This window comes from Curtobacterium sp. 24E2 (assembly GCF_016925595.1).
Lineage (GTDB): Bacteria > Actinomycetota > Actinomycetes > Actinomycetales > Microbacteriaceae > Curtobacterium.
Genome location: NZ_CP068987.1, coordinates 109,398 through 122,710, shown reverse-complemented (window position 1 = coordinate 122,710; position 13,313 = coordinate 109,398). Strand labels below are relative to the sequence as shown.

At 71.0% G+C, this 13,313-nt stretch carries 10 protein-coding genes, 1 tRNA gene and 3 pseudogenes; 7 read left to right on the top strand and 7 right to left on the bottom strand.

Annotated features, from left to right (window positions below; all coding sequences use genetic code 11):
• Positions 1–9: 9 nt before the first annotated feature.
• From ispD to rlmB, 3 genes and pseudogenes are all read left to right on the top strand, one after another.
• Positions 10–1,200 (top strand): 2-C-methyl-D-erythritol 4-phosphate cytidylyltransferase, encoded by a 1,191-nt coding sequence (gene ispD, locus JN350_RS00600; RefSeq protein ID WP_205463222.1) that lies wholly within the window; start codon positions 10–12, stop codon positions 1,198–1,200.
• A gap of 18 nt (positions 1,201–1,218) precedes the next feature.
• A pseudogene (cysS, locus tag JN350_RS00595) lies at positions 1,219–2,627 on the top strand (cysteine--tRNA ligase).
• Positions 2,628–2,655: 28 nt separating this feature from the next.
• Positions 2,656–3,852 (top strand): 23S rRNA (guanosine(2251)-2'-O)-methyltransferase RlmB, encoded by a 1,197-nt coding sequence (gene rlmB, locus JN350_RS00590; protein WP_240347451.1) that lies wholly within the window; start codon positions 2,656–2,658, stop codon positions 3,850–3,852.
• Between the two features lie 199 nt (positions 3,853–4,051).
• Here the strand turns inward: rlmB and JN350_RS00585 are convergent, their stop codons facing one another.
• Together JN350_RS00585 and JN350_RS00580 are read right to left on the bottom strand one after the other, a co-directional pair.
• Positions 4,052–5,362, bottom strand: a complete 1,311-nt coding sequence (locus tag JN350_RS00585) for a DUF4032 domain-containing protein (RefSeq protein ID WP_205463221.1) — start codon at positions 5,360–5,362, stop codon at positions 4,052–4,054.
• A gap of 88 nt (positions 5,363–5,450) precedes the next feature.
• Positions 5,451–6,551 (bottom strand): ABC transporter ATP-binding protein, encoded by a 1,101-nt coding sequence (locus tag JN350_RS00580; RefSeq protein WP_123311994.1) that lies wholly within the window; start codon positions 6,549–6,551, stop codon positions 5,451–5,453.
• A 264-nt stretch (positions 6,552–6,815) separates the two neighbouring features.
• Here JN350_RS00580 and JN350_RS00575 point away from each other — a divergent pair, with 264 nt between their 5' ends.
• Positions 6,816–7,766 (top strand): DsbA family protein, encoded by a 951-nt coding sequence (locus JN350_RS00575; protein ID WP_205463220.1) that lies wholly within the window; start codon positions 6,816–6,818, stop codon positions 7,764–7,766.
• Positions 7,767–7,769: 3 nt separating this feature from the next.
• On the opposite strand, the gene ypfJ is transcribed toward JN350_RS00575, so the two are convergent.
• Positions 7,770–8,663 (bottom strand): KPN_02809 family neutral zinc metallopeptidase, encoded by an 894-nt coding sequence (gene ypfJ / locus JN350_RS00570; protein WP_205463219.1) that lies wholly within the window; start codon positions 8,661–8,663, stop codon positions 7,770–7,772.
• A 111-nt stretch (positions 8,664–8,774) separates the two neighbouring features.
• Here ypfJ and JN350_RS00565 point away from each other — a divergent pair, with 111 nt between their 5' ends.
• Positions 8,775–9,917: a glycerol dehydrogenase gene (locus tag JN350_RS00565; RefSeq protein WP_205463218.1), complete on the top strand. Its 1,143-nt coding sequence runs from the start codon at positions 8,775–8,777 to the stop codon at positions 9,915–9,917.
• 188 nt (positions 9,918–10,105) lie between these two features.
• Here JN350_RS00565 and JN350_RS19995 read toward each other — a convergent pair.
• Together JN350_RS19995 and JN350_RS19990 are read right to left on the bottom strand one after the other, a co-directional pair.
• Positions 10,106–10,192, bottom strand: a pseudogene (locus JN350_RS19995) (hypothetical protein); the annotation flags it as partial.
• 98 nt (positions 10,193–10,290) lie between these two features.
• Positions 10,291–10,572, bottom strand: a pseudogene (locus JN350_RS19990) (NAD(P)H-hydrate epimerase); the annotation flags it as partial.
• 103 nt (positions 10,573–10,675) lie between these two features.
• On the opposite strand from JN350_RS19990, the gene JN350_RS00555 reads away from it, so the two are divergent.
• Entirely contained in the window at positions 10,676–11,455 is a 780-nt protein-coding gene (locus tag JN350_RS00555; protein ID WP_205463217.1) for an alpha/beta fold hydrolase, read from the top strand.
• Positions 11,456–11,529: 74 nt separating this feature from the next.
• Positions 11,530–12,561 (top strand): aldo/keto reductase, encoded by a 1,032-nt coding sequence (locus JN350_RS00550; protein ID WP_205463216.1) that lies wholly within the window; start codon positions 11,530–11,532, stop codon positions 12,559–12,561.
• 199 nt (positions 12,562–12,760) lie between these two features.
• On the opposite strand, the gene JN350_RS00545 is transcribed toward JN350_RS00550, so the two are convergent.
• Positions 12,761–12,836: transfer RNA gene (locus JN350_RS00545), tRNA-Thr, on the bottom strand.
• Positions 12,837–12,873: 37 nt separating this feature from the next.
• The gene (msrB, locus tag JN350_RS00540; RefSeq protein ID WP_205463215.1) at positions 12,874–13,281 is read right to left on the bottom strand and encodes a peptide-methionine (R)-S-oxide reductase MsrB; all 408 of its coding nucleotides are present in this window, start codon (positions 13,279–13,281) and stop codon (positions 12,874–12,876) included.
• Positions 13,282–13,313 lie beyond the last annotated feature (32 nt).

Below are 13,313 nucleotides of genomic sequence, written 5' to 3'. Positions count from 1 at the left end.
CCCGAAGGGGTGGACCGGGCGGTCGTCGTCGTTGCAGCCGGGTCCGGCACTCGGCTCGGCATCGGCACCGCGAAGGCCTTCGTCCCCGTCGCGGGGCGGCTCATGCTCGCGCGGGCGCTCGAGCCACTGTTCACGCTGCCGTCCCCGACGTTGGTCGTCGTGGTCGCGCCGTCGGCGCTGCTCGAAGACTGCCGTCAAGTGGTCGTCTCGGTCGCGGGCTCCGCGGTCGCGTACACGGCGGTCGTCGCCGGAGGCACGGATCGCCACGGCTCGGTCCAGGCCGGCCTGGGCGTGCTGCCGGACTCCGTCACCGCGGTGCTGGTGCACGACGCGGCGCGGTGCCTCACGCCGGCGGCGCAGTTCGACCGGGTGTTCGCCGCGGTCGAGAGTTCGGTGGCGACCGGCACCGGTGACGGCGTCGTCCCCGCGCTGCCCGTCACCGACACGGTCAAGCGGGTGTCCGGCGACGTGGTCGTCGAGACCGTCGACCGATCCGCGCTCGTCGGGGTCCAGACGCCGCAGGGCTTCCCGCTCGACGCACTCCGACGGGCGTACGCGGTGTCGACGCAGTCCGAGACCGACGACGCCGGCGTGTTCCAGGCGGCCGGTGGCACGGTGCGCTTCGTGCCGGGCGACGCCGACGCCTTCAAGATCACGACGCCGTGGGACCTCGGGCGGGCGGAGTCGATCGTCCGGTCGCGCAGCACGGTCGCGGGTGACTCCGCTGCCTCGGCGGTCCGGCTCGGGCTGGGGGTCGACGTGCACGCGTTCGACGTCGAGTCGCCGTGCCGCGTCGGCCTGCTCGACTTCCCCGGCGAACCCGGCCTCTCCGGGCACAGCGACGGTGACGCCGTGGCGCACGCGGTGTGCGACGCCCTGCTCTCCGCCGGTGGCCTCGGTGACATCGGTGGGACGTTCGGCACCGCCGACCCCGCCTACGCCGGAGCCGCGGGGGACGTCTTCATCCGCGGAGCCGTCGCGCTCCTCGCCGACGCCGGCCTCGTACCCGTGTCGGTCACGGTGCAGGTCATCGGGAACCGGCCGCGCATCGGGGCCCGTCGCGCCGAGATGCAGGACGCCCTGTCCGTCGTCGTCGGTGCCCCGGTGGCGGTGTCCGGTACGACGACCGACGGCCTCGGCTTCACCGGCCGGGGCGAGGGGCTCGCCGCGATCGCCACGGCCGTCACCCGACCGGCCTGACGTCCTAGGCTTGGGATCGTGACCGTTCGCCTCTACGACTCCCGCGCCGCAGCCGTCGTCGACCTCGTCCCCCTGGTCGACGGACAGGTCAGTGTCTACGTCTGCGGTCCGACGGTGCAGTCGTCGCCGCACATCGGCCACCTGCGTTCGGCCCTGGTCTACGACATCTGGCGCCGCTGGCTGACGTACCGCGGTCTGCGCGTCACCCTCGTGCGGAACGTCACCGACATCGACGACAAGGTGCTCGACCTGGCCGCAGGCACCGACGAAGCGTGGTTCGCCCGCGCCTACCGCGTCGAGCTCGAGTTCACCGCCGCGTACAACGCCCTCGGCATCCTGCCCCCGACCTACGAGCCGCGGGCAACAGCGAGCGTGCCGCAGATGCACGACATCATCACGAAGCTCATCGACCGCGGTCACGCGTACGTCGCCGCCGACGACTCGGGCGACGTCTACTTCGACACCGGCAGCTGGGAGTCCTACGGTGCCCTGACCCGGCAGCGCCGCGAGGACATGGTCGAGGCCGCCGACGCCGACCCCCGCGGCAAGCGGGACGCCCGCGACTTCGCGCTCTGGAAGGGTGCGAAGCCCGGCGAGCCGTCGACCGCGTCGTGGGACTCCCCGTGGGGGCCCGGCCGTCCGGGCTGGCACATCGAGTGCTCCGCCATGTCGCGGCGGTACCTCGGTCCGGCGTTCGACATCCACGGCGGCGGACTCGACCTGCGGTTCCCGCACCACGAGAACGAGCTCGCGCAGTCCACCGCGGCGGGCGACCCGTTCGCGTCGTACTGGTTGCACAACGGGCTCGTCACGGTCGAGGGCCAGAAGATGTCGAAGTCGCTCGGCAACTCGATCTTCGCCGCCGACTTCCTCGCCGCTGCCCGTCCGGCCGTGGTGCGGTACTTCCTCGGCGCTGCGCACTACCGCTCCTCGATCGACCACCACGACGGCTCGTTGGCCGAGGCCGAGGCCGCCTACGACCGCATCGACGGGTTCCTGCAGCGGGCCGAGGTGCGGCTCGAAGGCGTGCAGCTCGCCGACGCTCCCGCCGTGCCGGACGCCTTCGCCGCCGCGATGGACGACGACCTCGCAGTGCCCCAGGCGCTGGCCGTCCTGCACGAGACCGTGCGCACCGGCAATGCCGCCCTGGACTCCGACGATGCGGAAACGCTCGGGGTCGCGTACCATCAGGTGGCCGCCATGGTGGAGGTCCTCGGCATCGACCCGCGAGCCGCCCACTGGTCGGGGGCGGTCAGGACACCTCGGCAGGCCCGCTCGCCGCTCTCGTCGAACGCCTCGTGCAGGAGCGCGCGGACGCCAGGGCAGCACGGGACTTCGCTGCGGCCGACCGCGTGCGCGACGACCTCGCCGCCGCGGGCATCACGATCGAGGACACGCCGTCCGGAACACGCTGGAGCATCGCCTGAACACGGCAGTGCCGAACAGGAGCTACGCATGAAGAACGTCTCGGGAAGCAAGAAGGGTCGGCCCGGCGCCGTCCGCACCGGTCGCAAGGGCAACAAGCAGGTCGGTTCCGGTGGTCAGGGTGCCCAGGCGCTCGAGGGTCGCAAGCCGACCCCGAAGGCCGAGGACCGGCCGTACCACCCCGCCGGCAAGCGCAAGGCAGCGAAGGACCGCTTCGAGGCAGCCAAGGGCCGTCACGGTTCCTCGAGCGCCCCGCAGGGCCGCACCGGTCGCCCGCCGGCCCGGAAGACCGATGACTCCGAGCTCGTGACCGGACGCAACTCCGTACTCGAGGCGCTGCGCACGAAGACCCCGTCGACGACGCTCTACATCGCGTCGCGCATCGAGGTCGACGACCGCGTCAAGGAGATCCTGACGCTCGCGAACCACCGCAGCGTGCCGATCATCGAGCTCATGCGCCCCGAGCTCGACCGCATCACCGGCCACGACAGCGTGCACCAGGGCGTCGCGCTCAAGGTGCCGGCGTACGAGTACGCCGTGTCCGAGGACATCGTCGAGCAGGCCTTCTCGCGCGACCAGGTCCCACTGCTCGTCGCCCTCGACGGCATCACCGACCCGCGCAACCTCGGTGCGATCATCCGCTCGACCGCCGCGTTCGGCGGACACGGCGTCATCGTGCCGCAGCGTCGCTCGGTCGGCGTCACCGCGTCGGCGTGGAAGACCTCGGCTGGCGCCGCGGCGCGCACGCCCGTCGCGATGGCACCGAACCTCACCCAGACGCTGAAGTCCCTGAAGTCGATGGGCCTGTTCGTCCTCGGTCTCGACGGTGACGGCGACGTGGAGCTCGACGGCCTCGCGCTCGCCGACCGCCCGATCGTGATCGTCGTCGGTTCCGAGGGCAAGGGCCTGTCACGCCTGGTCACCGAGACCTGCGACGCGATCGTGTCGATCCCGATCTCGAGTGCGACCGAGTCCCTCAACGCCGGCATCGCCGCGAGCGTCACCCTGTGGAGGTCGCCCGGCGCCGTCGCGCCGAGTAGCCGCACCGGCACGGGGCCGGCGGGGGTCGGTCCGAAGGGTCAGGACACGTCGGCTGGTGTTCGCCGTGTGGTCACGAGTCGTCGGTGCGCGACGCCGCAGGCGACGCTCTGTGACCAGTCGGCGCCCACCCGGCGGGGTGTCGTGACCGCTCGACATGCAACGTCACCACCGGCGGTGCGGGCGTGACGGTCTGGAGGGCCGGCGCTGGTCTCCGGGACGCGGGCCGGGCCTCCAGATGGTCGCGTTCTCGAGCCCCGAAGGATCAGGACACGTCGGCTGGTGTTCGCCGTGTGGTCACGAGTCGTCGGTGCGAGACGCCGCAGGCGACGGTCTGTGACCAGTCGGCGCCCACCCGGCGGGGTGTCGTGACCGAGCGGGGAACGCGTCAGACGGTGGTGCGCCAGTCCTCGACGTCGGCGTCGTCGTCTGTGGGCTCCGCGTCCTCGACCACGGGGATCGGCAACGTCATCGACGACGTCGGCGGGTTGATGAGCAGGCGCTCGTCGCGGCGGTGGCGCAGCACGTCGTTGATGTACGCCGTCGTGGCCTCGGGCAGCGAGACCGACCGCTCCTCTTCCTGCGACATGAACCAGCGGTGCTCGAGCAGCTCGTGGAAGACCTCGGCGGGCTCGAGGCGTCCACGCAGGTCACGGGGGATCGAGCGGACCACGGGTTCGAAGACCCGCGAGACCCACTCGTGCGCCACCATCTCCTCGTCGAGTTCGTCGCGGCCGTTGCGTGCCCGGTAGGAGTCGAGGTCGTTGAGCAGGCGTCGGGCCTGGTTCTCGCCGGCGTCCAGGCCGGTCAGCCGCAGCAGGCGTCGCTGGTGGTGTCCGGCGTCGACGACCTTCGGCTGGATCCGCACCTGCGAACCACCCTCGGTCGTGTGGATCGAGAGCTCCTCGATGTCGAAGCCGAGCTCGTTGAGCCGCTCGACGCGGTCGTTGATGCGCCAGCGTTCCTTGATGTCGAACTGCTCGGTGCCCGTGAGCTCGGTCCAGAGCGTCCGGTACTGCGCCACGATCCGGTTGGAGACGTCGACGGGGTCGGCGTTCTCGTCCAGCCGTCCACCCGCCTCGAGGTCGAGGAGCTCGCCGGCGATGTTCACGCGCGCGACCTCGAGGTCGTTCTCGCGCTGCCCGTTCGACAGACCGCCGGGGTAGAGCTTGCCGGTCTCGGCGTCGACCAGGTACGCGGCGAACGAGCCCGCGTCGCGACGGAACAGCGTGTTCGACAGCGACACGTCGCCCCAGTAGAAGCCGATGATGTGCAGCCGGACGAGCAGCAGCGCGAGGGCGTCGACGAGACGGGTCGCGGTCTCCGGGCGCAGGGTCTGCGAGTACAGCGCGCGGTACGGCAGCGAGAAGCGCAGGTGCCGCGTCACGAGCACGGGGTGCAGCTGCTCACCGTCGGCGTCCACCCGGTTGGTGATGACCGCGACGGGGTCCACGCACGGCACGTCCATCCGCTGCAGCGTGCGGAGCATGTCGTACTCGGCCCGGGCGACCTCTTCTCCGGTCTCCTTGACGGCTGCGACGTAGCCGCTCAGGTGCACGAACCGCACGAGGTGCCGTGAGATGCCCTTCGGCAGGGCGACGATGGTCTCGTCCGGCCAGTCCGCCAGCGGCAGGTCCCACGGCAGGTCGAGCAGGCCGGGGTCGACGGTGGCTGCGGTGATGGACATCGAGTCGGGCACGGTGGATCCTTCGGTGTCGTGGGGGACAGCCGAGAGCCCGCGACCCGCCCTTGTGAGGCGGCGCGGGCTCTCGGGGAGTGCGCTTCGGTTACGCGCTGACGACGGCCTTGTCGTCCAGGCGCTCGCCCGACTCGGTGTCGAAGGCGTGCACGTGGCCCGACTTCGGCGTCACCACGATGGTGTCACCGATCGACGGGTGCGAACGGCCGTCCACGCGGGCGACGATGTCGACGCGCGTGCCCTTGACGTCGGCGTGACCGTAAAGGTAGCCGTCGGCGCCGAGTTCCTCGACCACGTCGACCGTGACGGGCAGGCCCTCGCCCGACTGCGCCACGACGACGTCCTCGGGACGGATGCCCACCGTGATCTGGCCGGAACGCGCGTTGGAGAGCGTGTCGCGGTCGATCGCGTGGTTGAGCGTGCCGAACTTGATGCCGCCCTCGACGACGTCGGCCGGCAGCAGGTTCATCGCCGGCGAGCCGATGAAGCCCGCGACGAAGACGTTGTTCGGCTTCTCGTACAGGTCGCGCGGCGTGCCGACCTGCTGCAGGATGCCGTCCTTGAGCACCGCGATGCGGTCACCCATGGTCAGTGCCTCGGTCTGGTCGTGCGTGACGTAGACCGTGGTGACACCGAGACGACGCTGGAGCGACGCGATCTGCGTACGGGTCTGGACGCGGAGCTTGGCGTCGAGGTTCGACAGCGGCTCGTCCATGAGGAACACCTGCGGCTGGCGGACGATCGCACGGCCCATCGCGACGCGCTGACGCTGACCACCGGAGAGCGCCTTCGGCTTGCGGCCGAGGTAGTCCTCGAGGTCGAGGAGCTTGGCGGCCTCCTGCACGCGGGTGGCGCGCTCGTCCTTGCCGACACCGGCGATCTTGAGCGCGAAGCCCATGTTCTCGGCGACGGTCATGTGCGGGTACAGCGCGTAGTTCTGGAACACCATCGCGATGTCGCGGTCCTTCGGCGGGACGTCCGTGACGTCGCGGTCGCCGATGCGGATCTGACCGGAGTTGACCTCTTCGAGGCCGGCCAGCATGCGGAGCGAGGTGGACTTGCCACAACCCGAGGGGCCGACGAGGACGAGGAACTCGCCGTCGGCGACGTCCAGGTCGAGGGAGTCGACCGCGGGACGGTTGCCTCCGGGGTAGAGACGGGTTGCCTTGTCATAGGTGACGGACGCCATGAGCGTTCGGTCCTTTCTTCACCGGCAGGTACGTGCCGGACGATCCGAGTGAAGCGGTCAGCCCGCGAGGGCCCCGGATGGTCGTCGTCGACCATCGAGGTTCATACAACACGAGTTCTCGCGGGTGCGCCAGTGTTTTCCACCTGGCCGGTCGGTTCCCAGAGCGTGGTTGGGTGGTTCCCAGAGCGGCCCACTACAATCGCCGGGTCCGTCCGCCGAGCGGGGGTAGGTCGTGCGGACGCCGATCAGGAGGACGACGCACCGATGACCAACCGCCCCGAGGGTGACGCCCGCGCCGCGCGGAACGAGCGCCGCGAAGCCGCCCGACAGCGAGCGCAGCGCCACAGGACACAGCAGAAGCGCCGCCAGCGCGGAACCCGGCTCGGACTCCAGATCGGACTCGGTGTCGTCCTGCTCGCAGCGGCCGCCGTCGTCACGCTCGTCCTGGTCGACTCCGTGAAGCCAGCAGGCCCCGGACCCTCGACCATGTCGCAGGGCGGCATCACCCTCGGCGAGGGGCTCAAGCCCGTGACCGCGTCGAGCAGTGCATCGCCGAGCGCCTCGGCGACCGCCGGTGCGGGCACGGTGCGCATCACGCTGTACGTCGACTACCTCTGCCCGACCTGCGGCGCATTCGAGCAGGCCAACGGCGACTACATCGAGAGCCTCGTCGACTCCGGGGCTGCCACCGTCGACATCCACCCCGTCGCGATCCTGTCGAACCGCTCGCAGGGGACGAAGTACTCGCTCCGCGCGGCGAACGCTGCGGCCTGCGTCGCCGAGCACTCGCCGGACCAGTTCTACGCGGTCAACAAGGCGCTCTTCGCCGAGCAGCCGGAAGAAGGCACACCCGGGCTCACCGACGCGCAGCTCACCAAGGTCGTCACCGGGGTCTCCGGCCTGCAGGACCGCCGGGCCGTCACGAGCTGCATCGCCGACCAGGACTACAGCAAGTGGGTCGACGAGCAGACCACCGCGGTGTCCGGCGGGGACATCCCCGGGTCGACACTGAGCGACTTCCCGGGCACGCCACTGGTGCTCGTCAACGGGCAGCGGTACGAGCTCACGTCGCCGATCACGAACGACGACTTCCGCACCTTCGTGGTCACCGCGGCCGGTGCCACTGAGGCGACACCCACCCCGACCCCCACGCCGACCGCGACGCCGTCCCGCACGCGGAGCGCGACACCGACGCCCACGCCGACGAAGGGCTGATCGCTACAGCGACGACCCGGGGACGCTGAACGTGTCGCAGCTCGTCGCGCCCTGCTGGTAGCCGCGGACGAACCACTTCTGGCGCTGCTCACTCGAGCCGTGCGTGAACGAGTCCGGGTCGACCCGGCCGCTCGAGCGCTCCTGGATGCTGTCGTCGCCCACGGCGCTCGCGGCGGACAGGGCATCGGCGATCTCGGACCGACTGATCGGCTCGAAGAAGGTCTCACCGTTCGCGTCCTCGGTGTTCGCCGCGTCGCCGACCCAGGCGCCGGCGTAGCAGTCGGCCTGCAGCTCGACGCGGACGCTGCCGGACGATGCCCCGGTGCCCGAACGGTCCGTGCTCGCGAAGGCACCCTGCAGCTGCTGGATGTGGTGGCCCCACTCGTGCGCGACGACGTACATCTGCGCGAGCGGCCCGCCCGACGACCCGTACTCCGACTGCAGGTCGTCGTAGAACGCGGTGTCGAGGTAGATCGCGCGGTCCGGCGGGCAGTAGAAGGGCCCGGTTGCAGCGGACGCCTGACCGCACGACGTGTCGGTCGAGCCGTCGAACAGGAAGAAGTCCGGCGCCGTGTACGCGATGCCGAGCTTCCGGGCCTCGGCCGTCCAGTAGCCGTCGAGCGACTCCGCGGCGCCCTCCATCCGGCACTCGACCTTCAGGTTGGCGTCTCGCCCGGTGCGGCACTCCGGGGCGGCGTCCACGGTCTCGCCCTGCTGCTGGATCTGCGTCGTGCCGCTGCCGCCGTCGACGAACCCGCTGAGGTCGAAGCCCGTGAACTGCGCGATCAGGAAGACCACGATCGCCGTGACGCCGACCGCGCCACCGCCGACCGCGGCCGTCCGACCCCGGCGCTTCACCCTGCCGCCCTTGAGCTGCGAATCGTCGTTGAACGTCATGCCCCCGAATGTACGGCCCACGGGACTCGCACGCCGCACGCATGCCCCGCGCGTACCGTCTGGGACGTCGGCGACCCCGACACGTGTCGTACAACCGGAAGGAACCACACCATGGCCACTCCCATCAGCACCGTGATGAGCCCCGCCCGCTACGTGCAGGGCAAGGACGCGATCACCCGCGTCGGCGAGTTCGTCGCCCCCATCGGCAAGCGCCCCCTGATCGTCGCCGACGACGTCGTGTGGGGCATCGTCGAGGCCGCGGTGACGACGAGCTTCCAGGCGGCCGACCTGCGGGTCGAGCGCGTCGGCTTCGGTCGCTTCGCCACTCCGAAGGCGGTCGACGACCTCGTCGAGCAGATCCGGTCGACCGACGCGGACGTCATCGTCGGGCTCGGCGGCGGTTCAGCGATCGACGCGGCCAAGGCCTCCGGACACCTGGCCGGCATCCGCTGGGCGAGCGTCCCGACAGCGGCGAGCACCGACGCCCCGACCTCGGCGCTCGCGGTGATCTACTCCGAGGAAGGGGAGTTCGTCGAGTACCGGTTCTTCCCGCACAACCCCGACCTCGTCCTCATCGACACGAAGCTCGTCGCGAACGCGCCCGTCCAGTTCCTGGTCGCGGGCATCGGCGACGCCCTGGCCACCTGGGTCGAGGCCCGTGCCGCCAAGCGTGCGAACGCCGACACCATGGCCGGCGGGCTGCAGACCGAGACCGGCGTCGCGCTCGCCGAACTGTCCTGGAAGCTGCTGCACGAGAACGCCCTGCAGGCCATCGAGGCCGTGAAGGCCGGGGTCGTGACGCCCGCGCTCGAGAAGGTCGTCGAGGCGAACACCCTGCTGTCGGGCCTCGGGTTCGAGTCCGGCGGACTGGCGGCAGCGCACGCGATCCACAACGGACTGACCGCCGCTCCGCAGGCGCACGGTCTGGCGCACGGGCAGAAGGTCAACATCGGCACGATCGCGCAGCTCGTGCTCGAGGGCGCACCGGCCGAGGAGATCGAGGACTTCGTCGTCTTCACCACGAAGGTCGGCCTGCCGAACACCCTGACCGAGATCGGCCTGACCGTCGACGACACGACGGAACTCCGCGCCGTGGCCGAGGCCGCGACCGTCGCGGGCGAGACCATCCACAACATGCCGTTCCCGGTCACGCCGGAGCTCGTGGTGGACGCACTCATCGCCGTCGAGGGCATCGCGCGCAGCATCCGCGCCGAGCACGGCCTGCCGGAGCCGGTCCTGTACCAGCACCACTGAGGGACGGCTGCGCTGACGGATCGGGGTCAGGTGCGGACCAGCGGCTCCATCGTCGCCAGGTCCGTGCCGATCCCGACGTCCACCAGCTCGATCCGTCCCGCGAGGGTGGCGGCCGGCCCGGTCAGCAACCCGGCCTTCACCCCGCCGAACGTGACCGTGACGTCGGCGTGCAGGACGTGGTCGTCCGCGATCCCGCCGGTGTCGACGTCGATGCCGCTCGGCACGTCGACGGCGACGACGAACGGTGCGCGCTGGTCGCGGGCGAGCTCACGGATGGCGTCGACGACCTCGCGGGCGGGGAGCGGAGGGCCGCAGGCCCCCGCACCCCGATCCCGAGGATCGCGTCGAGCACCAGGTCGGCGTCGAGTGCCGCGTCCGTCACCGCAGCCTCGGGTCCCGCAGGATCATCAAGGAGGCGCACCCCGGCGTCCAGCGCCGCTGCCAGGCCCGCCTCGTGGACACGTGAGCCGACGCGCAGGACCGCCACGTGCCTCCCGGCCGCTGCCAGCCGCGCACCCGCGAACAGGGCGTCGCCACCGTTGTCGCCACTGCCCACCAGCAGCAGGACGGACCCCGGTCCGTCGCCCGGCCGGACGGCCGGATCGTCGAGCAGGTCGCCGACGATGCGGGCCAGGCCGTCGGCCGCTCGTTGCATGAGGGGCTCACCCGCGTCGAGGTGCGGCCGCTCTGCCGCCCGGATCTGGTCACCGCCGTAGCCGTCCATGACGACCACAGTGCCCCGGTACCCTGGAGGGGACATGTCACTCGTCCCCGAAGCGCCCCGTCCCCGCATCGTGATGTCGCCCGACGGCCTCCGGATCGCGACCTACGACTTCGGCGATCCCGACGCCCCTGCGGTCGTCGCGGTGCACGGGTTCGCCTCCGGTGCGGTGCTGAACTGGCACGCCTCCGGCTGGACCCGCGACCTCGTCCGCGCCGGGTACCGCGTGCTGGCGTTCGACCAGCGCGGGCACGGCGCGAGCGCGAAGCCGCGCGATCCCGGTGCGTACTCGATGGACCTGCTGGTGGCGGACGTCACGACCGTCATCGACACCCACCTGCTCGACGAGGTCGCGTTCCTCGGGTACTCGCTCGGCGCACGCGTCGGCTGGCACACCGCCGAACGGCTGCCGGACCGCATCACCCGCGCGGTGTTCGGTGGGATCCCCGACGCCGACCCGATGCGCCGCGTGCGGGTCGACCAGGCCAAGGCGTACCTGGCGGACGGCACACCGATCGAGGACCGCGTGACCAACGGCTACCTGACCATGGCGGCGAACGTCGAGGGGAACGACCTCGCGGCGCTCGTGGCGATGGTCGAGGGGATGCGGAACAGCATCGAGCCGACGCCCGACAACGCCCCCGCGCAGCCGATCCTGATGGCCGCCGGCAGCGAGGACGGCATCCGCGACAGTGCCGTGCGGTTGGCGCAGGCGGCCCCGGACGCGTCGTTCTTCGAGATCCCGGGGCGGAACCACTTCAACGCACCGACGTCGCGGGCGTTCCGCGAGGCCGCACTGGCGTTCCTGCGGGGCTGACGCCTGTCCGCGTCGCGCTGACGGGTACTGCCAGGTCCTCGTTGACGAAGGCCGTCGCGCGTACCGTCCCCGCCATGGAATACAGACTCCTCGGCAACAGCGGGACATCGGTGTCGACGCTGACCCTCGGCACCATGACGTTCGGCAGCGAAGCCGACGAACCCACCTCCCACACCATCATCGACACGTTCGTCGCGGCCGGCGGCACCCTCATCGACACGGCCGACGTCTACTCGGGCAACGAGTCCGAGCGGATCATCGGCCGCTGGCTCGCGGCACACCCCACCGAGGCGCAGCAGGTCGTGCTTGCCACCAAGGGCCGCTTCCCGCAGGGCGACGGCCCGAACGACGTCGGCCTGTCGCGCCGGCACCTCCGGGTCGCCCTCGACGCCTCGCTCGAGCGCCTCGGCGTCGAGCACATCGACCTGTACCAGATGCACGCCTGGGACGCCCTGACGCCGATCGAGGAGACGCTCCGGTTCCTCGACGACGCGGTCTCCGCCGGCAAGATCGGCTCGTACGGCTTCTCGAACTACCTCGGCTACCAGATCACGAAGGCCGTGTACGAGGCGAAGGCGCACGGTTGGGCCCCGCCGGTCACCCTGCAGCCGCAGTACAACCTGCTCGTCCGCGACATCGAGCACGAGATCGTGCCCGCCAGCCTCGACGCCGGGATCGGCCTGCTGCCCTGGTCGCCCCTGGCCGGCGGCTGGCTGTCCGGCAAGTACCAGCGCGACGAAGCACCCACCGGCTCCACCCGCCTCGGCGAGAACCCGGCACGCGGCATGGAGGCCTGGGAAGCGCGGAACGGTGACGAGCGCACCTGGGCCGTCCTCGACGCGGTGTCCGCGGTCGCCGACGCGCACGGCGCCTCGCGGTCGCAGGTCGCCCTCGCCTGGCTGCTCGCCCGGCCGGCGGTGACGAGCGTGATCCTCGGCGCCCGGACGGTGTCCCAGCTCGAGGACAACCTCGGTGCGGCCGACCTCGTGCTGACCGATGCGGAGCTCACGCAGCTCACCGACGCCAGCGCGCCGCGCATCGACGACTACCCGTACGGCACCGCCGGCGTCGCCCAGCGGGAGCGCAAGATCACCGGCGGACGCTGAAGATCCGTGCACGTTCGTGCGGATTCGCGCGGATGTGGGGTCCGGGTGTGGACGCACGGTTCGGTGAGGTGTCATCCTCGTCGCACGACCGGCTGGTTACCGTGTCCAGCGCCGGGAACACTCCCTGATCCGTGTTCCACATGCGCCGTTGCCCCGGGTGAGTGATCACCCGGGGCATCGCTCCGCCGGACGGCGGTTGTGGGGCCGGCAGCGGGACTTGAACCCGCAACCCCCGTATTACAAGTACGGTGCGCTACCAATTGCGCCATGCCGGCTGACGCCGCTCATCCTACCGGTGAGGGCGTCGGGGTCTCACTCGGCCGGCTTCTCCGAGAAGTTCAGCGAGATCGAGTTCATGCAGTACCGGTCGCCGGTGGGGGTGCCGAAGCCGTCGGGGAACACGTGGCCCAGGTGCGAACCGCAGTTCGCGCAACGGACCTCGGTGCGCACCATGCCGAGCGACTTGTCGTCGATCAGCTGGACGGCGTCGGGGTTCACCGACTCGTAGAACGACGGCCAGCCGCAGCCGGAGTCGAACTTCGTGCCACTCTTGAACAGCTCCGCGCCGCAGGCCGCACAGGTGTAGACGCCGGCACGCTCCTCATCGAGGAGTTCACCGGTCCACGGCCGTTCGGTCCCCGCCTGACGCAGGACGGCGTACTGGTCCGGGGAGAGCTCCTCGCGCCACTGGGCGTCGGACTTGTCGACGTTGTATGCCATTGTTTCCTCCTGCTTCCGGTCGGGTTCTTCCG

What these genes read in the sequence shown, in the direction of transcription:
- JN350_RS00565 (WP_205463218.1), top strand. Translation starts at nt 8,775, where the DNA reads ATGGCCACTCCCATCAGCACCGTGATGAGCCCCGCCCGCTACGTGCAG.
- ypfJ (WP_205463219.1), bottom strand. Translation starts at nt 8,663, where the DNA reads ATGACGTTCAACGACGATTCGCAGCTCAAGGGCGGCAGGGTGAAGCGC.
- rlmB (WP_240347451.1), top strand. Translation starts at nt 2,656, where the DNA reads ATGAAGAACGTCTCGGGAAGCAAGAAGGGTCGGCCCGGCGCCGTCCGC.
- msrB (WP_205463215.1), bottom strand. Translation starts at nt 13,281, where the DNA reads ATGGCATACAACGTCGACAAGTCCGACGCCCAGTGGCGCGAGGAGCTC.
- JN350_RS00555 (WP_205463217.1), top strand. Translation starts at nt 10,676, where the DNA reads ATGTCACTCGTCCCCGAAGCGCCCCGTCCCCGCATCGTGATGTCGCCC.
- JN350_RS00550 (WP_205463216.1), top strand. Translation starts at nt 11,530, where the DNA reads ATGGAATACAGACTCCTCGGCAACAGCGGGACATCGGTGTCGACGCTG.
- JN350_RS00575 (WP_205463220.1), top strand. Translation starts at nt 6,816, where the DNA reads ATGACCAACCGCCCCGAGGGTGACGCCCGCGCCGCGCGGAACGAGCGC.
- JN350_RS00580 (WP_123311994.1), bottom strand. Translation starts at nt 6,551, where the DNA reads ATGGCGTCCGTCACCTATGACAAGGCAACCCGTCTCTACCCCGGAGGC.